The organism is Paraburkholderia flagellata (genome assembly GCF_021390645.1).
Classification (GTDB): Bacteria; Pseudomonadota; Gammaproteobacteria; order Burkholderiales; family Burkholderiaceae; genus Paraburkholderia; species Paraburkholderia flagellata.
This window is the reverse complement of record NZ_JAJEJT010000001.1, coordinates 1,239,151-1,265,810: the sequence shown is the minus strand read 5'-3', so window position 1 is coordinate 1,265,810 and position 26,660 is coordinate 1,239,151. Positions and strand designations below refer to the sequence as shown.

The following is a 26,660-nucleotide window of genomic DNA, read 5'->3' as shown; positions in this document are numbered from 1 at the left end:
TGTTCTGGCGGGGTGGCTTGGCGCTGTCGTTTTGACTCGCGTCGATTCTATCGGCGCCAGAATGACGTCGCCAGCGGCGTGATTCCTATGCGAAAACAGCACACGAGCGCGATCGGGCCGCCGTCTTCCGCGGGATCGTCGTCGAAGAGCGCGAACTGAGCGCGCACAGTGCCATTTTGAAGACACGTGTCCGAGCCCTTTATCTGCTGCCGTACCGCCCCGGAACGGCCATACCGTCTCTGTACTGCTGGCCGAGCCGGCCTATACTCGTGCGGACTGAACCGTCCACGAGAATGAGGAACGTATCGATGAAAACAATCGGCGTGATTGGGGGGATGAGCTGGGAATCGTCGGCCGAGTATTACCGGCTGCTGAACCGTCACGCTAAGGCGCGCCTGGGCGGTCATCACAACGCACGCAGTCTGATGGTGACGGTGGACTTCGCGCAGGTTGAAGCACTCCAGCGCGCCGGTGACTGGGACGCGCTCGGCGTGCAGATGGCCGAGGCCGCGCAACAGCTCGAACGCGGGGGCGCCGACATCGTGCTGCTCGCGACGAACACGATGCACCGCGTGCGCGCGGCGATCGAGGCGACGATCTCGATCCCCTTTTTGCATATCGCGGACCCGACCGGCCACGCGCTGCGCGCCGCGGGCTTCACGCGAGCGGGCCTGCTCGGCACGCGCTACACGATGGAACAGGACTTCTACGTGGGGCGATTGCGCGAGGCGCATGGCATTGAAGCGATCGTGCCGAACGAACACGATCGCGCGGACGTGCATCGCATCATCTACGACGAGTTGTGTCACGGCAATGTGGATGCGCAATCGCGCGGTGTGTATCAGCGCGTGATCGAAGACCTCGCGGCACGCGGCGCGCAGGCGGTCATTCTCGGTTGCACGGAAATTACGCTGCTAATCGGCCAGAACGATTCGGCGCTGCCGGTATTCGACACCACTGCGTTGCATGCGCAGGCCGCAGTGGATTGGGCGATTGGAGCCTGAGCCGCTTAGTGGTGGTGTTCGTTGCCTCGGATCGGCCCGATGCTCTTGAAAAGAGCAGATGCAGAAAACAAAAAACCCGCTAGAAGCGGGTTCATTGATTGGCGCGAGGCCTTGCTACTTAAGACGTTTGGTTGCGGGGGTAGGATTTGAACCTACGACCTTCGGGTTATGAGCCCGACGAGCTGCCAGACTGCTCCACCCCGCGTCCGTCAGAGAAAAGAAGTATAAGGCGCTTGTGCCACTTCGTCAAGTATCTTTTCACACGATCGATACACGACGCCTTCGATGTCCAACAACATGACGATAGCGCCATATCGAATTACTTCGGATACCTTGGCAAATTTCACTACGCCTCGGCGGGCTCCACCAGCGGCCGCACCTCTTCCGCCCAGGCAAGCCACATCTCCTGCGTATGAATGCCAGCCTTGAGGATCGCATATTGCAGCTGCTGGCCGCGCGTGAGCGAAGCCGCGCTGAAATCGCGCTGCTCGATCTCCCGATAAGTCGCAAGCCGCGCGCGATTTTCGGCGATGAGCCTCGCAAGTTCCTCAGCGAGACCGAGCGGCCCGATCACGGCATCGGCACGCAGCTTGAGCAGGAACACATTACGCGAGTCGAGGTCGAGCGCTGTCTCGCGCACCCATCGCGCCACCTCATCGCGCCCCACCGGCAACACGCAATACACCTTCTTGCGCGACGCCGCGGCCGTCTCGTCCTCGATGACCGACACCCACCCCGCCTCGACCATGCGGCCCAGTTCGCGATAGATCTGCTGATGCGTGGCATGCCAGAAGTAGCCAATTGCGCGATCGAAGCGGCGCGCGAGGTCGTAGCCCGACGAAGGCTTTTCCAGCAAGGCGATGAGGATGGCGTGCGGCGTCGACATGCGGCGATTCTAAACCACGCCCCACCCGAGACCGGATCTGTTGCGGATCGAATTTTTCCACTATGCAACTGGTTGCATAGTTTCGACGGCTTTGCTATGTTTAAGCCTGCCAGCCGGCTCGCACGCCGGCGCAACGCATCACGAATCAAATCACGCGACGGAGGCCGCACCCGGCCGCCGCCCCAGTCAAGGAGATATGGATGTCCCTGCCCGCCGTGCTGCGCCGCGGCCTGTCGATTCCGGTCGTCGGCTCGCCGCTTTTCATCATTTCGAATCCCGATCTCGTGATCGCCCAGTGCAAGGCGGGCGTCGTCGGCTCGTTCCCTGCGCTCAATGCGCGGCCTGAGCATGTGCTGGGTGAATGGCTGGACCGCATTACCACCGAACTCGCCGAGTACAACGCGAAGCACCCGGACGCGCCCGCTGCGCCCTTCGCCGTGAACCAGATCGTGCACAAGTCGAACGACCGTCTCGAGCACGACCTGGGCGTCTGCGCGCAATACAAGGTGCCGATCGTCATAACGTCCCTCGGCGCGCGTGAAGAAGTCAACCATGCGATCCACGCATGGGGCGGCATCGTGCTGCACGACGTCATCAACAACACGTTCGCGAAGAAGGCGATCGAGAAAGGCGCGGACGGCCTGATCGCCGTGGCCGCCGGTGCAGGCGGCCATGCGGGCACGCTTTCGCCGTTCGCGCTCATCCACGAGATTCGCGAATGGTTCGACGGCCCCCTGTTGCTTTCGGGCGCGATCGGCAACGGCAACGCGATTCTCGCGGCGCAGGCGGCGGGAGCCGACCTCGCCTATATCGGCTCGGCGTTCATCGCCACGCATGAAGCGAATGCCGTCGATGCCTACAAGCAGATGATCGTCGACGGCGCCGCAGGCGATATCGTCTACTCGAATCTCTTCACGGGCGTGCACGGCAACTATCTGCGCCAGAGCATCGTCGCGAGCGGCCTCGATCCGGAAGCGCTGCCGCAGTCGGATCCGTCGGCGATGAATTTCGGCTCGACGCGCGTGAAGCCGTGGAAGGACATCTGGGGCTCGGGCCAGGGCATTGGCGCGGTGAAGAGCATCGTGCCGGCGGCCGAACTCATCGAGCGTTTGAAGCGCGAGTATGAGGCAGCGCGCGTACGTCTGGGCGTGGTCGCGGCACCGCAAGCCGAGGAACAGGCCGCGCTTTGATGCGCAGTGCGAGGCGGGAGCGGTTATACCGCACCCGCTTCGCCTCGTTATGAAGCCGCGCGCCCTATGTGCGCGACTTCACGCGCGCGATTTTCTCTTCGACGTCGCGCAACTGATCCTTGCCGAAGTACATCTCCTCGCCGACGAAAAACGTCGGCGAACCGAACGCGCCGCGCTCGAACGCCGCTTGCGTGTTCGCCAGCAACGCGGCTTTCACATCGGCGTCCTGAATCGCCGTTTCAAACGCCGTGACGTCGAGACCGTCCGCCTCGAGCGCCGCGCGGATCACGGCAGGGTCGTCCATCTTGAGACCCTCTTCCCACATGTGCGCGAACATACGGTCGACGTAGCGCTCGAACGTGCCGTTGCGCCGCGCCGCAATCGCACCGCGCATGATTGGCAGCGTATTCACCGGAAAGTGCGGATTGCGCCGATAAGCCGTGAGTCCATGCCGCTCGATGAAGCGCCGCATCTCCAGCATCATGAACTTCTGCTTGTTCTCAATGCCCGCGAACGCCTCGCCCGGCGAGCGATTGCCGCTCAGCTTGAAAAGGCCGCCAAGCAGTATTGGCACATAGTCGAAACGCATCTGCTGGCGCGCCTCGATCTCGCCGATCACCTTATGGCACAGATACGCGTTAGGACTGCCGAAGTCGAACAAAAACTGCACCGTCACATCACCCATTGTGTCTCCCCATGTGAATTCGCGCGGCTTTGCCCAAGCGCGGCGACATCCTAAGATACCTGAAACCATGCCGCTGTTATCGACAGTGAGACAAGCACCATGACGCAAAGGAAAGCCGTACTGGTAATCGGCGCAGGCGACGCCACAGGAGGCGCGATCGCGCGCCGCTTCGCACGCGAGGGCTATATCGCGTGCGTGACGCGCCGCAATGCCGACAAGCTCGCGCCGCTCGTTGCGCAGATCGAAGCCGAGGGCGGCGAGGCGCACGCCTTCGGCTCGGACGCGCGCAAGGAAGAGGACATGATCGCGCTCTTCGCGGACATCGAAGCGCGCATCGCGCCCATCGAGGTGGCGATCTTCAATATCGGCGCGAACGTGCGCTTCGGCATTACGGAAACCACGGCGCGCGTCTATTTCAAGGTCTGGGAAATGGCCTGCTTCGCCGGCTTTCTGATGGGACGCGAAGCCGCAAAAGTGATGCTGCCGCGCGAGCGCGGCTCGATCTTCTTCACAGGCGCGAGCGCGAGCTTGCGCGGCCGCGAGGGTTTCGCCGCGTTCGCGGGCGCAAAACATGCACTGCGCGCACTCGCGCAGTCGATGGCGCGCGAACTCGGGCCGCAGGGCATCCACGTGGGGCAGATCATCGTCGATGGCGCGATCGACACCGAGTTCATCCGCGAGAATTTCCCCCAGCGCTACAAGCTCAAGGAACGCGACGGCATCCTGAACCCCGAGCACATCGCCGACGCCTACTGGACGCTGCACCAGCAACCGCGCGACGCGTGGACGCACGAACTCGACTTGCGGCCATGGCTGGAGCAATGGTGAAGCCATTGCCGCCCGTTTCGCGAAGCAGGCGATAATGGCGCCGAAGTGCACAGAAAGCACACCGTCACCCTATCGAGCCTCACATGAAAATCGCAACGTGGAACGTCAACTCCCTCAAGGTCCGTCTTCAGCACGTCATCGACTGGCTCAATGAGAGCAAGACCGACGTGCTCTGCCTCCAGGAGCTGAAGCTCACCGACGACAAGTTCCCCCGCACCGACCTCGAGGCGCACGGCTACCGCAGCTGGTTCGCGGGCCAGAAGACCTATAACGGCGTGGGCATCCTCGTGCGCGAAGGGCTCTTCGTCGACGAAGCCACGGTCGTGCGTAACATTCCTGGCTTCGAAGATCCGCAGCAACGCGTGATCGCCACGACCATTGGTGACGTACGCGTGGTGAGCGCGTACTTCCCGAACGGCCAGGCGCCGGGCACCGAGAAGTTCGCGTACAAGCTGCAATGGCTCGACGCCATGCACGACTGGCTCGCGCAGGAAATGCAGCGCTACCCGAAGCTCGCGCTGCTCGGCGACTACAACATCGCGCCCGAAGATCGCGACGTGCACGATCCGAAGGCCTGGGAAGGCCAGAACCTCGTGTCGCCCGAAGAGCGTGCGCAGTTCCGCCGGCTGATCGAACTGGGCTTCGTCGATGCGTTCCGCCAGTTCGAGCAACCCGAAAAGATCTTCACGTGGTGGGATTACCGCATGTTCGCGTTTCGCCGCAACGCGGGCTTGCGCATCGACCACGTCCTGCTCTCGCCCGCGCTTGCGGCGCACCTCACCGCGTGCGAAGTGGACAAGGTGCCGCGCAAGTGGGAACAGCCGTCCGATCACACGCCGGTCATCGCCACACTCGATATTGCTGGCTGAACGCCCGCCTTACCAGCTCCCCGAGAGCGTGGTCCACAGAAAGCGATAGACGAGCGCGTCATACTCCGCGCGCTCGAGCGAATCGCTGCCGGGGCCGTGACCGCCTTCGGTGTTCTCCAGATACCAGACGTTCGCGTGCCCCTGCCTCTCCATGCGCGCGACCATCTTGCGCGCATGCGAAGGGTGTACGCGGTCGTCGCTCGTCGAAGTGGTGAATAGCGACGGCGGATACGCAACGCCAGGCTTCACATGGTGGTAAGGCGAGTAAGCGGCGAGCGCGCGCGATTCTTCGGCATCCTCAGGATCGCCATACTCGTCGATCCATGACGCACCCGCATGCAGCAGCGGGTAACGCTGCATGTCGAGCAACGGCACCTCGCACACCACGGCGCCGAACAACTCGGGACGCTGCACCATGCACGCGCCTACGAGCAGTCCACCATTGCTGCCGCCCTTGATACCCAATCGCGCCGCGCTCGTATAGCCATCGGCGGCCAGTTGTTCGGCCACCGCGATGAAATCGTCGAAGGAGCGCTGGCGATGCTCGCGCTGCGCCTCGACGTGCCAGGCGGTGCCGTACTCGCCGCCGCCGCGAATGTGCGCGATCGCCACTACACCACCCTGCTCCAGCCAGCCGATGCCCGAGCCCACCAGATATTGCGGCGTGAGCGCGATCGCGAAGCCGCCGTAGCCCGTGAGCAGGCACGGCGACGCCTTGCGTGATTCGCCCTCCAATACGGCCTTCGGGCCGATCACGGTGAACGGTACGCTCGTGCCGTCGGCCGAGCGCGCGTGCGAGCGGATGACCGTGAGCGGCCCGGAATCGAACTGCGTGGGCCATCGGTCGAGCAATTCCCACTGCTGGAGATCGGTTTGCGCAAGATCGGCGAGCCAGTATTCGGGCGGCAGCAGGTAATCGTCGACGTCGACGAATACTTCGTCGTTGAGTGTGTCTTCGATGGGCGAGACGTCCACCTGCGAACTCGCACGCGTCGGAAACACCCGGGACTCCCAGCGCCACGCGCCATCCTCCTGCTGCGGCTGCCAGAGCATTGTGCGACTCTCCACATCGTCGAGCCAGGAGACGATCAAGACGTTTAGCGTATTGGTCCAGTCGCAGGCCGACGTCACGGGAGTCGGCGTGAAGAGCGCCGTGAACGCGCGATCGCCCGCGAGAAAAGCGTCCTCGCGAATCACGAGCAGCGCCCCGCCCTTGTACGTCACGCCCGAAACGGTCCAGTCGAGGCGCGGCTCGAGCAGCAGCCAGCCATGCCACGCACCCACCGAGACATGCGTAGGCACGTCGTACATCTGCCAGTCGCCGCGTTCATCCAGACGATAGGTATATGAATCGAAGAAGTCGACGCTGCGCACCACGTCGTGGCGCTTTTCGACCGGATCGTAGTCGCCTTCCACGCTGATGTCGTCGAACTCGCCGCTGAACACCACGGGCGCCTGAGCGAGCGCCGTGCCGCGCGGCCAGCGGCGCACCTCGCGCGGATAGCCCGAGCGCGTGAGCATCTTCTTTCCGCTTTTGCCGCCCGCGTCCCATCCCAGGTACACGGTATCGCGATCGATCCACGAAATGATGTGCTTGCCTTCCTTCGCAATGGCGAAGCCATCGTCGACGAATTCACGCTTCACGATGTCGAACTCGCGCACGATCACCGCGTCGGAGCCGCCATCGGAAAGCTGGATCAGGGCACGGTCGCCGTCCGGGTAAAGGATGTCGATGCCCGCGCACACCCATGGCATTCCCTCCTTCGCGCCGAGTGCATCGAAGTCGATGAGCGTCTGCCACTGCGGCTTATGTGCACGCCAGTCGGCCCAGAGCGCGCGGCGCCACAGACCCTTGGGATTGTCCTCGTCCTCCCAGAGGTCGTAGGCCCACTCCTGCCAGCGGCTCGGGATCACGGGCCGCTCGCGCGGCAAGTAGGCCTGCGCGAGGCGCTTTTCCAGCGCCTCGAAACGCGCACCGCCCTGCCACGCGGCGCGCGTGCGCGCGTTCTGCGACTCGACCCAGGCCATGACAGCGGGGTCGTCGAGCGATTCGAGCGAAAGGAAAGGGTCGGCCTCGGTCGGCCAGGGGGAAGTCACGGGCATATTCGGTCGTCGACAGGAAAACAGCGTCGATTATGCCCTGTGTACACGCCGGCGCACTGCGCATCGGGCCGGCTCGCGTTGCGCGACTCCGGCCCGATGCAGCGTGCTAGTCCATGCTCATTCCAGATTGAGCTCCTGAATCTTGCGCGTAATGGTGTTGCGGCCGATGCCAAGACGCTCGGCGGCCTCGACCTTGCGCCCGCGCGTGAAGTCCAGCGCCTCGCGGATCACGGCGGCTTCGAAGCGCCGCGAGAGTTCGTCCATCACGTCGGCGCTGTTTTCGCGCAACAGACGCGCGACTTCCGTGCGCAGCCCGCTCTCCCACACGCTCAGCGCCGAAACAGCGGCAGCGGCGCCGTTGGACGCGCCGAACGCCGGCGTCCCGAACACCACGCCGCCCGAGACGCCGCCCATGGCGCCAGGCAAGCCCGCACCCGCTATCGCACCCGCAACTGACGATGCACCGCTCGCGCCATGGGTTGCCGCGCCCGCTTCGGCTGTGGCCGAGGCATCGCCGAGATGCACAGCCGCACCCGCCGAGCCGTGCGCAGGCACGAGGTCAGGCGGCAGATCCTTGATCTCGATGGTCTGCGCGGGCGCCATCACCGTGAGCCAGTTCGCGAGATTCTCGAGCTGGCGCACGTTGCCCGGAAACGGCAGCGCGGACATCCAGGCAAGCGCCTCGTCCGAGACGCGCTTGGGCTCCACGCCCAGTTCGCGCGCGCTCTTCTGGAGGAAGTGGCGCGTGAGCAGCGGAATGTCCTCGCTGCGCTCGCGCAGCGCGGGCAAACGCAGGCGAATCACGTTGAGCCGGTGATACAAATCCTCGCGGAACAGCCCCTGGCGCACGCGCGTTTCGAGATTCTGGTGCGTCGCGGCGATCACGCGCACGTTCGCGCGCAGCGGGTTGTGTCCGCCCACGCGGTAGAACTGCCCGTCCGAGAGCACGCGCAAGAGGCGCGTTTGCAGATCGAACGGCATGTCGCCGATTTCGTCGAGGAACAGCGTACCGTTTTCGGCCTGCTCGAAGCGGCCCTGGCGCATGGCCTGCGCGCCCGTGAACGCGCCGCGCTCGTGGCCGAACAGTTCGGATTCCAGAAGATCCTTCGGAATGGCGGCGGTGTTCAGCGCAATGAATGGACCGTTCGCGCGTGGGCTATGTCGGTGCAAGGCGCGCGCGACAAGCTCCTTTCCGGTGCCAGACTCGCCCGTGATGAGCACGGTGGCGGCAGAATGCGAAAGCCGCCCGATGGCGCGGAACATGTCCTGCATGGCCGGCGCCTGGCCGAGCATCTCGGGCGCTTCGGCTGGACGCTCGTCCCACTGCTGCTCGCCGCGCATGCTTTCATCCACGGCGCGGCGAATCAGCTCGACGGCCTTGTCGACGTCGAAGGGCTTGGCGAGATACTCGAACGCGCCGCCCTGAAAAGCGGCAACCGCGCTGTCGAGGTCCGAGAACGCCGTCATGATGATGACGGGCAACCCGGGCACGCGCTCGCGCACGGTTTGCAGCAGCTCGAGGCCCGAGCCGCCCGGCATGCGGATGTCGGAGACGAGCACCTGCGGGCTGTCGTGATCGAGCGCGCTCGCCGCTTCGCGCACGTTCGAAAAGCTGCGGGTAGCGAAGTTCTCGCGGGCAAGGGCCTTTTCGAGCACCCAGCGTATCGATTGGTCGTCGTCTACTATCCAGATCGGCTTCATAAGATCGGTCAGAAGTCCTGGTGGCGTGCGGGTATCGGTGAATCCATAAACTGCTTATGTAGTTGTCGGTTCAACTATCAAGCGGCAGCAATATCTGAAACTCTGTGTGGCCCGGCCGGCTATCCACCTCGATGAGTCCGTCGTGCTGCTGTACGAACGTCTGCGCGAGCGTGAGGCCGAGACCGCTGCCATCCTCCCGTCCGGAAACGAGCGGATAGAAGATGCGGTCGCGGATATCCTCGGGAATGCCGGGTCCGTTGTCAGTGATATGCAAGTCCAGTGCCAGCTTGCACAGGCGTTTGGAAATCGTGACTTTGCGCGCAACACGCGTGCGCAATTCGATGCGGGCGTCGCCCTGCGAAATGCGCTCGCGCAGCGCCTGCGCCGCGTTGCGCACGATGTTCAGCAGTGCCTGGATCAATTGCTCCTTGTCGCCGCGCAGGTCGGGCACGCTCACGTCGTAGTCGCGCTCGATGGTGAGGCCGCGCGGGAATTCCGCGAGGATCACGGCGCGCACGCGTTCGCACACTTCGTGAATATTCACGTCGCCGACGATATGCGGATGACGGTGCGGCTCCAGCAGCCGGTCGACGAGCGTCTGCAGGCGGTCCGACTCCTTGATAATCACCTGCGTGTACTCGCGCAACTCGTCGCGCTCCAGCGCGCCAAGCTCGAATTCGAGCAACTGCGCGGCGCCGCGAATGCCGCCAAGCGGGTTCTTGATCTCGTGTGCGAGATTGCGGATCAGATGCTTGTTCACGGCCGTGAGGTCGTGAATGCGCTCCTCGCGATCGCTGCGCAGATGCCGCTCGTTCTCGAACAGTTCGAGCAGCACGTAATCGGGCGCAATATCGAGAAAGCCCACGACCACATGCACGTTCAGCGGCTCGCGGCCGGGGCGCTCCAGCGAAGCGTCGAGACGCGTCGCGTGAAAGCGATGCTCGGCGATCGACGCGATCGTCGAAAGCAGCTCGTCCGCGTTCGAGAAAAGGTCGGACCACGCCATCTGCTGGAGCTGACGGCGCGAGAGGTCGAGCATCGCCTCCGCCGAAGGATTCGCGAAGGCGACGCGCAGCGTGCGCTTGTCGAGCACGAGCACGACCGTCGGCAGCGCCTCGAAGCCTGGCAAGAGGCCCGACTCGACGAGCGGCGCGTCGTCGGAGAGCGGTTCGGCGTGGCCCTTTCTTGCCTTGATCAGATTCTTGAGCACCATGTTTCAGGCCGGCCGCCATGCGGCGCACCAGCAACGGTCCTGGTCGTTAGTACTGTTCAATGAGCTGTTCAATGAGCCGGTCAAGCGCCCAACGAAAAAGGGACGGCACCGCCGTCCCTTGGAGACCAACGCCTAAGCGTCCTGCGAGTCGTACGAACTGAACCGGCGCTTCGCTGTGTAGCATCCAGCGAAGCGCCATCGCCAATTAAAGCGAGTAGTACAGTTCGAACTCGACCGGGTGCGTGGTCATACGCACGCGTTGCAGTTCGCTTTCCTTCAGCGCGAGGTACGCGTCGATCATGCCGTCGGTGAACACACCACCGCGCGTCAGGAACTCGCGATCCTTATCGAGCGCGTCGAGAGCCTGGTCGAGGCCGGCGCAAACGGTCGGGATCTTTGCATCCTCTTCCGGCGGCAGGTCGTACAGGTTCTTGTCGGCGGCTTCGCCCGGGTGGATCTTGTTCTGCACGCCGTCCAGACCTGCCATCATCAGTGCCGAGAAGCACAGATACGGGTTGGCCAGCGGATCCGGGAAGCGCGTTTCGATACGGCGGCCCTTCGGGTTCGACACGTGCGGAATACGGATCGATGCCGAACGGTTGCGTGCCGAGTAAGCGAGCTTGACCGGTGCTTCGAAGTGCGGAACGAGACGCTTGTACGAGTTCGTGCCCGGGTTCGTGATGGCGTTCAGCGCGCGAGCGTGCTTGATGATGCCGCCGATGTAGAACAGCGCGAATTCCGACAGACCAGCGTAGCCGTTACCTGCGAACAGATTCTGGCCGTCCTTCCAGATCGACTGGTGAACGTGCATGCCCGAACCGTTGTCGCCAACGACCGGCTTCGGCATGAACGTCGCCGTCTTGCCGTACGTGTGCGCCACGTTGTGGACGATGTACTTCAGTTGCTGCGTCCAGTCCGCGCGCTGAACCAGCGTCGAGAACTTCGTGCCGATTTCGTTCTGGCCTTGACCTGCCACTTCGTGGTGGTGCACTTCGACCGGAATGCCGATCTGTTCGAGCAGCAGACACATTTCCGAGCGGATGTCCTGGAACGTGTCGACCGGCGCGACCGGGAAGTAACCGCCCTTCGTACCCGGACGGTGACCCGTGTTGCCACCTTCGATTTCGCGGCCCGACGACCACGGTGCTTCATCCGAGCCGATCTTCACGAAGCAGCCCGACTGATCCGTGTTCCACTGGATCGAATCGAAAATGAAGAATTCCGGCTCCGGACCGAAGAAGGCGGTGTCGCCGAGGCCCGTGCTCTTCAGATAGGCTTCAGCGCGCTTTGCCAGCGAGCGCGGGTCGCGCTCGTAGCCCTTGCCGTCGGCCGGCTCGACCACATCGCAGGTCAGCACGAGCGTCGATTCTTCGTAGAACGGGTCGATGAAGGCCGTGTTCGGGTCCGGCACGAGCAGCATGTCCGAGGCTTCGATGCCCTTCCAGCCGGCGATCGACGAACCGTCAAACGCATGACCCGACTCGAACTTGTCTTCGTCGAATGCCGACAGCGGAACCGAAACGTGCTGCTCCTTGCCGCGCGTGTCCGTGAAGCGGAAGTCGACAAACTTGACGTCTTCGTCCTTGACGAGTTGCATGACGTCGGCCACGGATTTACTCATAACCTATTCTCCTGATTAACGATTTCGGCGAACGCTGCCGCCGTCCCAATCTTGTTGATCCTCGCCGGCCGCCTCCTTCCCAGGCCTGTCCTGCTGACCCCGGCTGGCCGGCTGCGAATCGATCGCGACGTATAAAGCAGCTTCCGTGCCATGCATGCGCCAACGTGGCGCAAAACCCTTTCGCGACACGCACTTGCAAACAAAAATCGTGCGCGACGCTTTTGTGGAGCCACCACTGTGGCGACTCATCGGCACCAAATTCGTGCAATCCCGAATTTGGCGCGCGAATCTCTCTTCATTATGGTGCAAAACGCCTGACATGCACCAACTCAATGCATCGCGCCCTTTGTGCCGCCCAAAGCATGCACGCGTGTGCGGTTTTGCCTTTTCCGGACCAACCTGCCCGCTCCGTCCCCACGCGCTAGAATGGTTTCTTGGTCCAACGCGAAACAGGAGATCCGTTGTCATGAGTACGCTCGAACAGTTGTACGCCCAGGCCGAGAAGCGCCGCGTCGAGAACCAGCTGCCCTACGCGGGCGCGGTATCGCCCGCAGAGGCATTCGAGCTTCTGCAGCTCGACCCGCGTGCGCGCCTCGTCGACGTTCGCACGCGCGCTGAACTCGACTGGGTCGGCCGCCCCGTTGTGGGCGACGGCCAGTATTCGCACGTCGAATGGACCCGCTATCCGGGCGGCGTGCCCAACGCCGAGTTCCTCACCCAGCTCAAGAGCGCCGTGCAAGCCGACGCGCCTGTGCTGTTCCTGTGCCGCAGCGCCGCGCGCTCCAAGCTCGCCGCCATCGAAGCCGCAAAAGCCGGCTTCACCAGGGCCTATGACCTGCTCGAAGGTTTCGAGGGCGACAAGGACGGCCAGGGACACCGCAAAACCGTCACAGGCTGGTGCTTCCGGGGCCTGCCGTGGATCGGCGCCTAACACCGTCCCATTTCAACCCAACGGGCCACTCTGAGCGCCCCGTGTGACACGCCGATGATGCGCCGTCTGCCCTGCCGTCACAGGCGGCGCGTCTTTACACGCTAACTCAGAAGCCGGCGCGCGGCCCGCTGCGGCGCTCGCGATCGGGCGCGCCCTCGTCCGGCACCGCCGGCTCGACCACATCGCCGCCCAGCTCGTGCACGCCTTCGCGCAGCTTCACGAAGGCGGCCGCCACGGCTTCGGGCTCGCCCTTCACGCCCAGATCGATGTGCCGGCGCGCGTAAATGCCGCCGCGCTCGGTATCGCCCACGCTCGGCAGGCTGAAGACTCTCACGCCCGCAAAATCGCGCTCGATACGCTCCATGAGCGGCGTGAGCGTCGACTCCGGCAACTCGAATACGAGCAGCGACTTCTCGGCGTGCGGCGTCTGGTGATGCAGGTGCGCGTATTTCGTGTCGAGCACCCACTCGATCATCGGCCAGGCCATCACGGGGAAGCCCGGCACGAAGTAGTGTTCGCGAATCGAAAAGCCCGGAATCTTGTTATAGCCGTTCGGGATGATCTCGCACCCCTGCGGGAACGTGCCCATCTGGAAACGATGCAGATTCTCGGGCGACTGGTAGTTCACGGGGTCGGCGCCCGTGTGCATGTCGCGAATACGCTCACTGATCGCCGCCTTGGCTTCCGGATGCAACGCGAGCGGCACGCCTAGCGCCGCGGCCGCGCACTGGCGCGTGTGGTCGTCCGGCGTCGCACCGATGCCGCCCGTCGAGAATACGATGTCGCCCGAAGCGAACGAGCGCCGCAGCGTTTCGGTGATGCGCTCGGGGTCGTCGCCCACGTACTGGGCCCACTCGAGCGAGAGGCCGCGCGCGCCGAGCAGTTCGATGACCTTCGGCAGATGCTTGTCGGAGCGGCGCCCCGAAAGAATCTCGTCGCCGATGATGATGACGCCAAATGCCATGTGTCGCCTCGTTGAATTGTCTTGAGGGTGGAGCGTTAGTGCACGATCGTCACGTCTCCGGACGCCTGCTGCACTTCGTGCGCACGCATGCGCTGAAGCGCGCGCAGACAGTAGTGTCCGAACCAGAGCGCCGTGAACACCAGAATGAACGCATAAATCCAGATCGTCACCGCCGCGAATATCGGAAAGAACAGCAGCAGCCACGCGGAGACCGCCCAGATCGCCGTAGGCAGCGAGCCGAGCAACCCGCTCACCACGCCGATCACAAGTAGCGGCAGGCGGTGGCTGCGCACCAGCGCGCGGCGCTCCTCGACGGTTGCGTGCAGCGCGAGCGCATCGTAGGTCATCACACGGTACGTGAGCCAGCCCCACAGCAGCGGCGGAATGAGCGCAAAGAACGGGGGGATGAGCCAGAGCGGCAGCGTCACGATCATCACGATCAGGCAGACGATCGTCGTGACGAGCGAATAGAAAAGACTGCCGTACCAGCTGCCGCCGCGCCGCATCTCGAGCATCGAATATTGGCGATTCGAAAGATGGCTTATCACGCGCGGCATCGCAATCGCGACGATCAGCAGCAGCACCGTGATCACAATGAGCGGAATCGTCAGGATGATGACCAGAAACGGCGCGATCGTCGCGCGCAGCCAGCCGAAGCCGAGTGCGTCGAAGAGATGGTAGAGGTAGGCCGTCGACGACCAGTTCGCGAGCGCGCCGCGCATGAGGTCGAGCAGCGGCTGCCAGAACACATAGAGCACGGCGCCCCACACCGCCGCCGCCACGAGAAATGGCACGAAGGTGAGAAGCAGCATGGCGGGATGGAACACGCTCGCGAGCGCGCGTCCGAACGAGCGCAGCAGATCATTCATGCGAGCGGAATATGGCGAAAAGGAAGGGTAGAGAACACGGTGTCGGCGAAATCGGTACGACCAAGCCGACAGCATAAACCACCGCGCGCATGGCGGGTAAGACGGGTGAGACCAAGGGGAAAGACGCCGCGCCGGCCCTCAGGTCACGGTGGCGTCGTCGCGTGCCTCGGCCCGCGCGGCAGCGGCCGCGCGGGAGCCCGAACGCAGGCGCCGCGCGATGCGGGAGAACGCATAACCCTGCTGCGCCCAGAAGCCTTCGCCATAGCGCGCGCCTTCGAGCTGGTCGCGAATACCCGTGGGCTCGATCTCGCGATTGAACGACGCGCTGCCGAACATCATGTCCCACCAGGGAAACAGCACGCCGAAGTTGCAGCCGTAGTGGGTGCCTTCGTGGCCGTAGCCAATGGCGTGATGGCGGCGGTGAAAGCGCGGGCTCACGACCAGCCGCTCGCCGAGCCAGCCGAAATGCACGCGGATATTGGCATGCTGCACGCTCTGGACGAAGTTCGTGAGCGCAACGAGCACCACGAATTGCGCGGGCGGCACGCCGATCACGAGCGCCACGGCGGCGAACATGCACGATTGCCCGACCACGTCGAGCAGATGGTTACGGTCATCGCACCAGAGCGACATCTTGCGCTGGCTGTGATGCACGGCGTGCAGTTCCCACCAGATGCCGTAGCGATGCGAAAGCCGGTGGTACCAGTAGCTGAAGAAGTCGAGCACCACGAGGTAGATCGCGAACGCGACGAGCGGCTGCGTGGTCACGCCCGGCCAGAGGTTGTCGAGGTCCACCGTCTTCACGCCCATGAGCCGCAGCGCGCTCTGCGCGCGGTCGAAGAATGGCTGCATCGTGAAGAAGAACAGCAGGTTCAGAATGCCGAGGCGCGTGACCCAGGTGTAGAGCGCATCCACACCCACGCCCTTGCGGTCGCGCCACTTCTCCGCAGGCACGAGCGCTTCGAGCGGGCGCAGCAGCGCGTACATCAGGCCCACTTCGAGCACGCCCACGATCACCCAGTAGAGCGCGTCGTAGGTGTCTTCGTCCACGTCCATCATGCCGACGTGGAAGAGCATTGGCTGAATCGCATTGACGTAGAGGAGCGTCTGGAGCCACGACACGAGGTCGTCCGCACCCGAGACCACGGCCTGCCCCGCGTGCGCAATCACCGCCAGCACAGACGCCACCATGTCCACGCGCCCTCCGCTTCCTTAAGCCCCGTTCGGCGCCGTAACGGGCGCGCGATCGTAGAAGTAGATGCCATGCGGCGAGCGGCCCACGGCAATGGTCTTGATGAGCTTCTTCGTCTGCATGTCGATGAGTCCGATGTGCTTTGCGAAGCGGAACGTCACCCACAGGTAGCGCTTGTCGGCGGTGAGTTCCATGTCGTCGGGACCGGGCATCAGGCCGCTGATCTCGCCGGTCTTTTCGAGCGTTTCCTCGTCGATGATGCTAATGACGTTCGCCACGCGGCTCGATACCAGCACGTGACGTCCGTCCGCGAGCGAGCGGAAGTTGTGCGCGGCCTTGCCCACCTGGATCGTCTTGACGATTTTCTGGTTGCGCCAGTCCAGTACCGCCACGTAGTCGGCGCCCGTCATGCCGACGAGCAGGTACTTGTCGCCGGGCGTGAGCCACAGGCCGGCCGGTGCGGGACCGACCTTCATTTTCCAGAGCACTTTCTGCGTGGGCAGATCGACCGCCGCGATTTCGCCAGACACCTGCAGCGAAACGAACACGACGCGGCTGTCATTGGTGAACGCCAGGTGGCTCGGCATGGCCGAGAGCGGCAGGCGTTTGGCGAGCGTGATATTGCTGCCGCCCGCGTAGTTGTAGATGTCGAGACGGTCGAGGCGCAGTCCCGTGGTGACGAACCACTTGCGGTCGGGCGAGAAGCCGAGCTGATACGGATCTTCGACGTTTTCGACCCAGCGCTGCGGCTTGCCGGTTTTCGGATCGACGAACAGCAGGTTGTTCGACACCGAGTTCGCGACGATCAACGACGTGTTGTCCGGCGTGGGAAAGAGGTGATGCGGTTCCTTGCCCGTGGGCACCGTGCCGACGACTTCGTGCGTCTTGTCGTCGATGAGGCTCAGCGTGGCTTCGCCCGAATTCAGGACGATGATGTTGTTCGCGTGAGCGGCCGTTGAGGCGAATGTGGCAAAAGCGGCAGCGCAAGCAAGCGCGGCTGCGGCAACCTTGAAGGCGGCGCGGCGAAAAGTGTTTTTACGCATGAAGGATCGTTCCCGGGCAGATGCGTGATTGTAGACCGTCTGACAGCCCGCAAGGTTGACGTAGGCGGCTTGAAAATGGAAGGGGCGCGATGACGCGCCCCTGTTTCGAAGGATTGTTATGGCCCGTAATGCATCCGGCGGGCGCACAACGTGACCCTAACGCTGCATCGATTCCCAAACCTTGTACAGACGCTTCACGGAAACCGGCATCGGCGTGCGCAACTCCTGGGCGAAGAGCGAGATGCGCAGCTCTTCGAGCAGCCAGCGGAACTCCGAGAGACGAGGATCGAACACGCCGCCGCGCTGCGAGAGCGCGCGCTGATACTGCTGCGCGAGCGGCTGAAATTCGCCTGCCTGGCGCGCGTCGCGTGCGGGATCGGCACGCAGCTTGTCGATACGCAGCGCGACGCCCTTCAAGTAGCGCGGGAAATGCACGAGCTGCGCATAGGGCGTGTCCAGAATGAAGCGCTTGCTGATGAGCGCGTCGACCTGCGCCTGCATGTCTGCAGCGGGCGCACCGAACGCCTTGGCCTGCACGAGCTTCTTTGCCAACGACGCATATTCGGCGAGGATCTGCCCCACGAGCCGCGCGATTTCCTGCGCAAGCAGCGTGAGACGTCCGCGGCCTTCGTCCTTGCGCGCGTGGAAACTCGCGTCATCGTCGGGCAGCGGGTCTAGCAGGCAGGCGCGGTCGAGCGCGAGTTCGACCAGTTGGTCGCGCAGTTCCTCCTGCGTGGCGCGCGCCATGAACTGCATTGCCATCTCGCGCAGACCTGGCAGGTTCTTCTCCAGGTAGCGGATCGGCTCACGCAACTGCAGCGCGAACAATCGACGCAGCCCCGCGCGATGAATCCGCGCGGCCTCCTCCGGCGAATCGAACACTTCGACATCGCAATGCGTGCCGCGATCGACGAGCGCCGGATAGCCGAACAGCGTCTGTCCGCCCCGGCGGATTTCCAGCAGCTCCGGCAGCTTGCCGAAATTCCACGTCGTGAGGTTTTCGTAGAGCGCGGTGGCGGGCGTTGCGTCGCCCGGCGCGCTCGTGTGCGGTGCGTTGGTCCTTTGCGGCGCATTGCCGCTTGCCCCGCGCTCGGCCTGATCGCTCTGGGCCGCATCACCGCCCTGCGCGCGCGTTTCCAGCGCAGCCAGCGCGGTCGCGCTCGCGAGCTTCTGGAATTGCTGCTGCGCCTGCGCGCCGAGTTCCGCGCGCAGTTGCGCGAGGTTGCGGCCCATCGCGAGCTGGCGACCGTGCTCGTCGATCACCTTGAAGTTCATGAAGAGATGGGCGGGCAGCGTTTCCAGCTTGAAGTCGGCGGACTTCAGGGCGACCTGCTTCTGCTCGCGCACGTCGGCGATCAGCGCCTCAAGCAACCCGCCTGCGCCGAATCGCTCGCCGCCCACGCGCTCGGCAAAGCCAGCCGCATACTCGGGCAACGGCACGCAATGACGGCGCAGCTTCTGCGGCAGCGACTTCAGGAGCAGGTGCGCCTTCTCCTTGAGCATGCCCGGCACGAGCCATTCGCAGCGGCGCGCGTCGACCTGGTTGAGCGCGTAGAGCGGCACCGCGAGCGTCACGCCGTCGCGCGGCGAGCCCGGCTCGAAGTGATACGTGAGCGCCATCGCCACGCCCGACATCGTCATGCGCTTCGGGAACAGGTCGGTCGTCACGCCGGCCGCTTCGTGACGCATCAGATCGTCGCGAGAGAGGTACAGCAGACGCAGCTTGTCCTCGGGCTGGCCGCCCTTTCTCACCTCGTCGCGATACCAGCGTTCGAACGACGCGCCCGAGTAGATGCCCTCGGGAATCGCCTGATCGTAGAAGCCATAGATCAGCTCGTCGTCGACCAGCACGTCCTGGCGGCGCGACTTGTGCTCCAGTTGCTCGATATCGGCAAGCAGTTTGCGGTTGTGCGCGAAAAACGCGAGTTTCGTGTCGAATTCGCCTTCCACCAGCGCGCCGCGAATGAAGAGTTCGCGCGCACGCGCCGGGTCCTGCTTGCCGAACGCCACGCGCCGGCGCTGGTACACCGGCAAGCCATAAAGCACGCCGCGCTCGAACGCGCTCACCTGCGCCGCGCGTTTTTCCCAATGCGGCTCGGAGAGCGATTTCTTCAGCAAATGCGCGCCCACCTTTTCCAGCCACTCGGGCTCGATCTTCGCGATGCAGCGCGCGTAGAGGCGACTCGTTTCGACGAGTTCCGCCGCCACCACCCAGCGCCCCGCCTTCTTCACGAGCGCCGAGCCCGGCCACAAGTGGAACTTGATGCTGCGCGCACCGAGATAATGCGGCTCGTCGTCGGCCTTCAGGCCGATGTTGCCGAGCAGGCCCGTGAGCAGCGCGTGATGGATCTGCTCGTAGGTCGCGTCGGCTTCGTTGATGCGCCAGCCATGTTCACGCACCACAGTCAGCAATTGTGAATGCACGTCGCGCCATTCGCGCAAGCGCAAGTGCGAAAGGAAATTCGCGCGGCACGAATCCAGCAATTGCCGGTTGGACTTCTTGTGCGCGACGGCCTCTTCGAACCAGGCCCAGATCTTGAGCCACTGAAGGAACTCGGAGCGCTCGTCGGCAAAACGGCGATGCGCCTGATCCGCCTGCTCTTGCGCCTCGATTGGCCGGTCGCGCGGATCCTGCACCGAAAGCGCGCTCGCGATGATGAGCACTTCGCGCAGCGCCTGCTCGTCGCGTGCGCCGAGAATCATGCGGCCCACGCGCGGGTCGAGCGGCAGGCGTGCGAGTTCGCGGCCAAGCGGCGTGAGCGCGTTGTCGTCGTCGACTGCGCCCAGTTCGTTGAGCAACTGATAGCCATCGGCGATCGCGCGGCCAGGCGGCGGTTCGATGAACGGGAACGTCTCGATCGCCGTGAGATGCAGCGACTTCATGCGCAGAATCACAGCGGCGAGCGAGGAGCGCAGGATTTCCGGATCGGAGAAACGCGGCCGCGCGATAAAGTCCGACTCTTCGTAAAGCCGGATACAGATGCCGTCCGCGACACGTCCGCATCGGCCCGCGCGCTGGTTCGCGGCAGCCTGCGCAATCGATTCGATCTGCAGTTGCTCGACCTTGTTGCGGTACGAATAACGCTTCACGCGCGCGAGGCCCGTATCGACCACGTAGCGGATGCCCGGCACCGTAAGCGAGGTTTCGGCAACGTTGGTCGCGAGCACGATGCGGCGTGCGTTCGAAGGCTTGAACACGCGCTCCTGCTCCTGCGCGGAAAGGCGCGCGAAGAGCGGCAGGATCTCCGTGTGCGGCGGATGGTGCTTCCTCAGCGCCTCCGCGGCATCGCGAATCTCGCGCTCGCCGGGCAGGAACACGAGCACGTCGCCGGAGCCTTCGCGGCAGAGTTCGTCGACGGCGTCGACGATCGCCTCCATCAGGTCGCGATCCGTATCGCGTTGCGACTTCGCGGTTTTTTCGCGGCCCGTGGTGCCCTGCGCATTCTTGACCGCCGGGCTGTCCTCCTGCACCGGCCGGTAGCGCACCTCGACGGGATACAGCCGCCCGCTCACCTCGATCACCGGCGCGGGCTTTTCGTCGCTGCCGAAGTGGCGCGCGAAACGATCCGCGTCGATGGTCGCCGAGGTCACGATCAACTTGAGGTCGGGCCGGCGCGGCAAGATCTCCTTCAGATAACCGAGCAGGAAGTCGATGTTCAGACTGCGCTCGTGTGCCTCGTCGATGATGATCGTGTCGTAGGCCTTGAGCAGCGGATCGGTTTGCGTCTCCGCGAGCAGAATGCCGTCGGTCATGAGCTTGACCGAGGCGCCCGGCGAGAGGTTGTCGGTGAAGCGCACCTTGTAGCCGACCACTTCGCCAAACGGCGTATTGAGTTCGTCGGCGATGCGGCGTGCCGTGGCCGAAGCCGCGATCCGACGCGGCTGCGTATGGCCGATCAGGCCCGTGCCACCTGCGCCCAGGCCGCGGCCCAGCGCGAGCGCGATTTTCGGCAACTGCGTGGTCTTGCCCGAGCCCGTTTCGCCGCTCACGATCACGACCTGATTCTGCGCAATCGCACGCGCGATTTCGTCGCGGCGGCCGGAAACCGGCAGCGCTTCGGGGAACGTGATGGGTGGGACCTTGTTCGGCTCGACGTTCGCGCGCGGAGCACGCGCCGGGCGTTCGCTGCGCGGCTTGCGATCGTTCGCTTCGGCCGTTTCGTTGCCAGCGCGCGCGGCGCGTTGCTCCGCGGCCTGGTCGCGTTCGCGCGCAGCTTCCGGCCGTGGCGCGCGTTGCGGTTGATGCTGAGCCGATTTTTGCTGCGGCGGGGGATTGCGCGGCGGCTTGCGCGACGAATTATCCGAAGCGGCACTCGGCGCGCGTTGCGTCTGCCCGCGCGCGTCGCGCCGCGCGTCTGGCTTGCGCGACTCGTCGCGCGGCGTGCGCGCCTCGCCTTGCCGCGCGCGATTTGCCTCGCCTCGCGTCGGCTGCGTCGCCGCCGGCTGGGAAGCACTTCGCGTTTCGCGAGGTTGCTCAGGCTTGCGTGTTTCGCCACGGCCGCCTTGCGTGTCCTTCGGCCTGGCAGGCTGAGTCGGCGCTGGCTGCTCCGCCCGCTTATCCTGCACGCGCGCGCCGCCCAGCGCGCCGCCGCCCATGAGCGCGGCAAGCTTGTCCGACGACGCGAGCTTTTCCCCGCCGCCGTACTTCTGCGACGCGCTTTTCGCTTTCGCGCCGTCCTGCGCCGTTTCCGTCCCGGCCGGGGTGTTGCTGCCCTGCGCCGAGGCAGGTCTTTTGGGTACATTCGACATGGGGGCGCATTATAATCCCGGGCATGAATTCCCAAACCGACCTCGTCCCCGCCACCGCCAGCGCGCCGGCCTCCGCCGCCGCTGCGGATACCGACTCGCAGATCATGGCGCAGCACGCGCAATTCGTGGACTGGATGCGATCGGTCGCACCCTACATCCACGCGTTCCAGGGCAAGACATTCGTCGTCGGGTTCGGCGGCGAGGTCGTGCACCAGAATCTGCTCAACGCGCTCGTTGCCGACATCGCGCTCTTGCAGGCCATGGGCATCCAGATCGTGCTCGTGCACGGTTCGCGCCCGCAGGTTGAAGAGCAGATGAGCCTGCACGGCGTCGAGTCCGAGTTCTCGCACGGCATGCGCATCACCAATGCCCGCGCGCTCGAATCCGCGAAGGAAGCGGCTGGCGAAGTGCGTCTCGACATCGAGGCCGCGATCAGCCAGGGTCTGCCGAACACGCCCATGGCGCACGCACACATCAGCGTGGTCTCGGGCAACTTCGTGACGGCGCGTCCGGTCGGCATTCTCGACGGCGTGGACTTCCAGCACACGGGCGTCGTGCGCAAGATCGACGCCGATTCGATCCGCCATTCGCTCGCGAGCCGCAAGCTCGTGCTGCTCTCGCCGCTCGGTTTTTCGCCCACGGGCGAGGCGTTCAATCTGTCGATGGAAGACGTCGCCTCGGCGGCGGCCATCGCTCTGCGCGCCGACAAGATCATTTTCCTCACGGAAACGCAGGGCCTGATCGACGAGGAAGGCGAACTGATCCGCGAAATGTCGCTCGACGACGCCTACAAATTGCAGGAAAGCGGCACCGTGCTCGGCGACGCGGGCTTCTATCTGAAGCACTCCATTCGCGCCTGCCGCGGCGGCGTGGGCCGCGCGCACATCATTCCCTACGTGCTCGATGGCGGCCTGCTGCTCGAACTGTTTCTGCACGATGGCGTGGGCACCATGATCTCGTACGAGAACCTGGAAAGCCTGCGCGAAGCGACGCCCGACGACGTCGGCGGCATTCTCACGCTGATCGAGCCGCTCGAAACCGACGGCACGCTCGTGCGGCGCGGGCGCCACCAGATCGAGCGCGACATCGACCATTTCTCGGTGATCGAGCACGACGGCGTACTCTTTGGCTGCGCGGCGCTTTACGCGTATTCGCAGGAGCGCATCGGCGAGATGGCGTGCCTCACGGTCTCGCCCGAAGCGCAGGGCTCGGGCGACGGAGAGCGACTCTTGCGCCGCATCGAGCAGCGCGCGCGGGCGCGCGGCCTCACGCGCATTTTCGTGCTCACCACGCGCACCGAACATTGGTTCCTGAAGCGCGGCTTCGTCAAGGCAACGGTGGACGACCTGCCCGAAGACCGCCGCCGCCTCTATAACTGGCAGCGCAAATCGCTCGTGCTGATGAAACAGCTCTGAGCGTCCACATCTGCGGATGAGGCGCGACGCCACCCACACATACGACTACAGGAGAAGCACACATGGCCCGTACGATCCAATGCGCGAAGCTCGGCAAGGAAGCCGAGGGACTCGACTTTCCCCCGCTGCCGGGCGAACTCGGCAAGCGCATCTACGAAAGCGTCTCGAAGGAGGCGTGGCAGCAGTGGCTCAAGCAGCAGACCATGCTGATCAACGAAAACCGTCTCAATATGGCCGATCCGCGTGCGCGCCAGTACCTGATGAAGCAGACGGAGAAGTTCTTCTTTGGCGAAGGCGCCGATCAGGCTTCGGGCTACGTGCCGCCGACCGAAGGCTAAAACACTTCCGTTGCGCGCCAGGATCTGTCCCTGGCAGGCGAAAAACGCCGCGCAATCCCTCGCAAAAACCGCGCCTCCGGCGCGGTTTTTTTATGCGCTTCATGCGCTTTCCAGGCTGCGGAAACGGTTCCACCAAATCGGCGCAATCCCCCGCCACGTGGGGCTTCCAGTCCGCTCCCCGAAACCCCGCAGATGCCGGGGTTTGCGCGATCTTACGTTATCGTGCTATCATGTGGCCTCGTTCAACAGGCATTAGCCATCAATTGCATTCAGGAAGGCGCCCGAAAACGCCCTCAATCCGAATGCGCAGATGACAAAAGGAACGCTCCGCCACGCGGGCTTCTTTTTCGTTTCAGCGGCGCTTCACCAGGCACCTCATGCCGGTCCAGCGTCCTCACGCGTCCTGCCCCCCTCACGGCCACGCAGGCGCTACGTTAAACACAATTCGTCCGAGTGTCGTTTCGCGACGCTTCAGCATTGCTTTCGTGCGCCGCTCGCCTTGTGCGATGCACCATCGGCCCGCCCTCGTCTCCGACGCGACGTGCCGAGCGCGAAATGTCGCCGCTATCGCGAAACGGCACTCTCCGGCAACCGTGGCGGACCCTCGTGGGTTCGTCGCAGTCATTGGAGATGCAGACCTTGACCGCTTCCACTTCCGGCTCGTCGGCCCAGACCGACCTTACCCTCGACGACATCACGATCGTCGATAAAAGCCTCCTCAAACGCGCCGTCGGCGCCATGGCACTCGGCAACGCCATGGAATGGTTCGACTTCGGCGTGTACAGCTACATCGCCGTCACGCTCGGCCAGGTGTTCTTCCCGTCGAGCAGCCCCTCGGCACAGCTCATCGCCACGTTCGGCACGTTCGCGGCCGCGTTCGTCGTGCGCCCGATCGGCGGCATGGTGTTCGGGCCGCTCGGCGACCGCATCGGCCGCCAGCGCGTGCTCGCGATGACGATGATCCTGATGGCCTGCGGCACCTTCGCCATTGGCCTGATTCCCTCGTACCACTCGATCGGCATCGCGGCGCCCGTGCTGCTGCTGGTGGCGCGCCTCGTGCAGGGCTTCTCGACTGGCGGCGAATACGGCGGTGCGGCGACCTTCATCGCCGAATTCGCCACCGACAAGCGCCGTGGCTTCATGGGCAGCTTCCTCGAATTCGGCACGCTGATTGGTTATGTGTTCGGCGCGGGCACGGTTGCCGTGCTGACTGCCATGCTCTCGCACCAGCAACTGCTCGACTGGGGCTGGCGAGTGCCGTTCATGATCGCGGGTCCGCTCGGCCTCGTGGGTCTCTATATCCGCACGAAGCTCGAAGAAACGCCCGCGTTCAAGCGTGAAGCCGAATTGCGCGAAGCCGAAGAGCACGCGCGCCCGAAACTCACGCTGCACTCGCTGCTCACCCAGCATCTGCGCCCTTTCCTGCTGTGCGTGGGTCTCGTGCTGATCTTCAACGTGACCGACTACATGGCGCTGTCGTATCTGCCGAGCTACCTCTCGGCGACGCTGCACTTCAACGAAACGCACGGCCTCTTCCTCGTGCTGATCGTGATGGTGCTCATGATGCCGATGACGCTCGCGTTCGGCCGTCTGTCCGACGCCGTGGGCCGCAAGCCGGTGATGCTCGCGGGCTGCGTGGGCCTGATCCTGCTGGCGATCCCGTCGCTCACGCTGATCCAGACAGGCGCGCTCGTGCCGGTATTTTTCGGTCTCCTGATTCTCGGCGCGCTGCTCTCGTGCTTCACGGGCGTGATGCCCTCGGCGCTGCCGGCGCTGTTCCCGACCGCGATCCGTTACGGCGCGCTCGCCATCGGCTTCAACGTGTCGGTGTCGCTGTTCGGCGGTACGACACCCCTCGTGGCGGCATGGCTCGTCGAGCACACGCAGAATCTCATGATGCCCGCGTACTACCTGATGGGCGCGGCGGTGATCGGCATCATCTCGGTGCTGGCACTGCATGAAACGGCGCGCCGCCCGCTGCCGGGCTCGGCGCCGAGCGTGAGCACCAAGGCGGAAGCGCATGCGGTGCTGCGCGGCGTACGTCTCGCGCGCGAACTCGACGACGAGTACGCCGTCGCCAACGCAGTGCGCGCCTGATACGGCATCACTGCAACGCAAAAAGGCCAGCTTCGCGCTGGCCTTTTTCTTGCGCGATCGCTTCGCTATTCGACGAGGTTGACGTGTTCGACGTGCAATGCGTTGTCCTTCCCGATCGTCAGCATCGCCGCCGAAATCGGCAGCTTGAAGCGGCGCGGCCCCGCGCTGCCGGGATTCACGTACAACACGCCCTCGCGCGTTTCCAGCGCAGGCTTGTGCGAATGCCCGCTCACGACGACGGCAATGCCAGCGGCTGCGGGATCGCCCCGCAGGTCCGGCAGTTCGTGGATCACCGCGAGGCGCACGCCGCCCAGCGCGACGACGGCCTGCACGGGCAGCGCCTCGGCCCACGCGCCGTGATCGTTGTTGCCACGCACGGCGGTGAGCGGCGCGATGGCCGCGAGCGTGTCGAGCACGCGCTGCTCGCAGATGTCACCCGCGTGCACGATAGCGTGCGCGCCCTCGACGAAGGCGAGCAACTCGGGGCGCAGCAGATTGTGCGTATCGGAAACCAAAGCGACGCGCAGGGGATAGTTCGCGGACATGACCTTACGTTTCGGTTGAATACGGCCGATTATCGCCGCGCTCACGCCTCGCCGTCGCCCTCCCCATGCGCCGAGCCGACATACACCGCGAGCCACACGCTCGGCACGGTCGGATCGGTCCACGACACGCGATGGCGGCAGTGCGCCGGAATGTGCACGTAGTCGCCGGGCAGCAGGCGTCGCGGCGGCTCTGCCGTGTCCTCGAACTCGAGCGTCGCCGCGCCGGCAAGGAGCGCCACCCACTCGTCGCGCGCGTCGTCGTACCAGAAGCCTGGCGGGCTCGCCTGTCCCGTGGAAACGATGCGCTCGATCAGCACCCCATCGCGCGAAACGAGCCGATCGATACGCTCTTTATTGGCGTCGTGATTGATGCCTGCGAAAAGATTGCCGAAGGCGGCGGTGTTCGGTTCGTTCATG

At 64.4% G+C, this 26,660-nt stretch carries 21 protein-coding genes and 1 tRNA gene; 8 read left to right on the top strand and 14 right to left on the bottom strand.

All coding sequences use genetic code 11. The features are described 5' to 3' along the window. The first annotated feature begins 308 nt into the window (after nucleotides 1-308). Entirely contained in the window at nucleotides 309-1,004 is a 696-nt protein-coding gene (locus tag L0U83_RS05520) for an aspartate/glutamate racemase family protein (RefSeq protein ID WP_233881301.1), read from the top strand. A gap of 128 nt (nucleotides 1,005-1,132) precedes the next feature. On the opposite strand, the gene L0U83_RS05515 is transcribed toward L0U83_RS05520, so the two are convergent. Then, nucleotides 1,133-1,209, bottom strand: a tRNA-Met gene (locus L0U83_RS05515). A gap of 141 nt (nucleotides 1,210-1,350) precedes the next feature. After that, nucleotides 1,351-1,890 (bottom strand): PadR family transcriptional regulator, encoded by a 540-nt coding sequence (locus L0U83_RS05510; protein WP_233881299.1) that lies wholly within the window; start codon nucleotides 1,888-1,890, stop codon nucleotides 1,351-1,353. A gap of 200 nt (nucleotides 1,891-2,090) precedes the next feature. Between L0U83_RS05510 and L0U83_RS05505 the strand changes: the two genes are divergently transcribed. Continuing rightward, entirely contained in the window at nucleotides 2,091-3,080 is a 990-nt protein-coding gene (locus L0U83_RS05505) for an NAD(P)H-dependent flavin oxidoreductase (RefSeq protein WP_233881298.1), read from the top strand. Nucleotides 3,081-3,144: 64 nt separating this feature from the next. On the opposite strand, the gene L0U83_RS05500 is transcribed toward L0U83_RS05505, so the two are convergent. Further along, nucleotides 3,145-3,765, bottom strand: a complete 621-nt coding sequence (locus tag L0U83_RS05500; protein WP_233881296.1) for a 2-hydroxychromene-2-carboxylate isomerase — start codon at nucleotides 3,763-3,765, stop codon at nucleotides 3,145-3,147. A gap of 99 nt (nucleotides 3,766-3,864) precedes the next feature. On the opposite strand from L0U83_RS05500, the gene L0U83_RS05495 reads away from it, so the two are divergent. Together L0U83_RS05495 and xth are read left to right on the top strand one after the other, a co-directional pair. Further along, nucleotides 3,865-4,593, top strand: coding sequence for an SDR family oxidoreductase (locus L0U83_RS05495; RefSeq protein WP_233881295.1), 729 nt, complete (start codon nucleotides 3,865-3,867; stop codon nucleotides 4,591-4,593). Nucleotides 4,594-4,676: 83 nt separating this feature from the next. Then, entirely contained in the window at nucleotides 4,677-5,462 is a 786-nt protein-coding gene (xth, locus tag L0U83_RS05490) for an exodeoxyribonuclease III (protein WP_233881294.1), read from the top strand. Between the two features lie 9 nt (nucleotides 5,463-5,471). On the opposite strand, the gene L0U83_RS05485 is transcribed toward xth, so the two are convergent. The 4 genes from L0U83_RS05485 to glnA all read right to left on the bottom strand — a co-directional run bounded on the left by L0U83_RS05485 (nucleotide 5,472) and on the right by glnA (nucleotide 12,100). Next, nucleotides 5,472-7,565 carry a prolyl oligopeptidase family serine peptidase gene (locus L0U83_RS05485; protein WP_233881292.1) on the bottom strand — a complete coding sequence of 698 codons (2,094 nt, stop codon included), beginning with the start codon at nucleotides 7,563-7,565 and terminating at the stop codon, nucleotides 5,472-5,474. Nucleotides 7,566-7,682: 117 nt separating this feature from the next. Beyond that, nucleotides 7,683-9,266 (bottom strand): nitrogen regulation protein NR(I), encoded by a 1,584-nt coding sequence (ntrC, locus tag L0U83_RS05480; RefSeq protein ID WP_233881291.1) that lies wholly within the window; start codon nucleotides 9,264-9,266, stop codon nucleotides 7,683-7,685. 70 nt (nucleotides 9,267-9,336) lie between these two features. After that, complete coding sequence (gene glnL, locus L0U83_RS05475; protein ID WP_233881289.1) at nucleotides 9,337-10,479, bottom strand: nitrogen regulation protein NR(II); 1,143 nt, start codon at nucleotides 10,477-10,479, stop codon at nucleotides 9,337-9,339. A 205-nt stretch (nucleotides 10,480-10,684) separates the two neighbouring features. Then, complete coding sequence (gene glnA / locus L0U83_RS05470; protein WP_028204200.1) at nucleotides 10,685-12,100, bottom strand: type I glutamate--ammonia ligase; 1,416 nt, start codon at nucleotides 12,098-12,100, stop codon at nucleotides 10,685-10,687. Between the two features lie 466 nt (nucleotides 12,101-12,566). Between glnA and L0U83_RS05465 the strand changes: the two genes are divergently transcribed. Next, entirely contained in the window at nucleotides 12,567-13,031 is a 465-nt protein-coding gene (locus L0U83_RS05465; protein WP_233881288.1) for a rhodanese-like domain-containing protein, read from the top strand. Nucleotides 13,032-13,137: 106 nt separating this feature from the next. Here the strand turns inward: L0U83_RS05465 and L0U83_RS05460 are convergent, their stop codons facing one another. From L0U83_RS05460 to hrpA, 5 genes are all read right to left on the bottom strand, one after another. Next, a complete protein-coding gene (locus L0U83_RS05460) occupies nucleotides 13,138-13,995 on the bottom strand; it encodes a competence/damage-inducible protein A (protein ID WP_233881286.1) in 858 nt (285 codons plus the stop codon). 35 nt (nucleotides 13,996-14,030) lie between these two features. Beyond that, complete coding sequence (locus tag L0U83_RS05455; RefSeq protein ID WP_233881284.1) at nucleotides 14,031-14,864, bottom strand: EI24 domain-containing protein; 834 nt, start codon at nucleotides 14,862-14,864, stop codon at nucleotides 14,031-14,033. Nucleotides 14,865-15,002: 138 nt separating this feature from the next. Continuing rightward, on the bottom strand, nucleotides 15,003-16,055 hold the full coding sequence (locus L0U83_RS05450; RefSeq protein ID WP_233881282.1) for a sterol desaturase family protein: 1,053 nt from the start codon (nucleotides 16,053-16,055) through the stop codon (nucleotides 15,003-15,005). 21 nt (nucleotides 16,056-16,076) lie between these two features. Next, nucleotides 16,077-17,099 carry a YVTN family beta-propeller repeat protein gene (locus L0U83_RS05445; RefSeq protein WP_233881280.1) on the bottom strand — a complete coding sequence of 341 codons (1,023 nt, stop codon included), beginning with the start codon at nucleotides 17,097-17,099 and terminating at the stop codon, nucleotides 16,077-16,079. Between the two features lie 156 nt (nucleotides 17,100-17,255). After that, nucleotides 17,256-21,848, bottom strand: coding sequence for an ATP-dependent RNA helicase HrpA (hrpA, locus tag L0U83_RS05440; protein WP_233881278.1), 4,593 nt, complete (start codon nucleotides 21,846-21,848; stop codon nucleotides 17,256-17,258). Nucleotides 21,849-21,871: 23 nt separating this feature from the next. On the opposite strand from hrpA, the gene argA reads away from it, so the two are divergent. The 3 genes from argA to proP all read left to right on the top strand — a co-directional run bounded on the left by argA (nucleotide 21,872) and on the right by proP (nucleotide 25,698). Next, entirely contained in the window at nucleotides 21,872-23,263 is a 1,392-nt protein-coding gene (gene argA, locus L0U83_RS05435; protein WP_233881270.1) for an amino-acid N-acetyltransferase, read from the top strand. 62 nt (nucleotides 23,264-23,325) lie between these two features. Further along, entirely contained in the window at nucleotides 23,326-23,601 is a 276-nt protein-coding gene (locus tag L0U83_RS05430; RefSeq protein ID WP_201700432.1) for an oxidative damage protection protein, read from the top strand. A 639-nt stretch (nucleotides 23,602-24,240) separates the two neighbouring features. Beyond that, nucleotides 24,241-25,698, top strand: coding sequence for a glycine betaine/L-proline transporter ProP (gene proP / locus L0U83_RS05425; RefSeq protein ID WP_373321002.1), 1,458 nt, complete (start codon nucleotides 24,241-24,243; stop codon nucleotides 25,696-25,698). A gap of 65 nt (nucleotides 25,699-25,763) precedes the next feature. Here proP and L0U83_RS05420 read toward each other — a convergent pair whose 3' ends face one another. Together L0U83_RS05420 and L0U83_RS05415 are read right to left on the bottom strand one after the other, a co-directional pair. Beyond that, nucleotides 25,764-26,243 carry a metallophosphoesterase family protein gene (locus L0U83_RS05420; protein ID WP_233881266.1) on the bottom strand — a complete coding sequence of 160 codons (480 nt, stop codon included), beginning with the start codon at nucleotides 26,241-26,243 and terminating at the stop codon, nucleotides 25,764-25,766. A gap of 41 nt (nucleotides 26,244-26,284) precedes the next feature. After that, nucleotides 26,285-26,659 carry a cupin domain-containing protein gene (locus L0U83_RS05415; RefSeq protein ID WP_233881264.1) on the bottom strand — a complete coding sequence of 125 codons (375 nt, stop codon included), beginning with the start codon at nucleotides 26,657-26,659 and terminating at the stop codon, nucleotides 26,285-26,287. Nucleotide 26,660 lies beyond the last annotated feature (1 nt).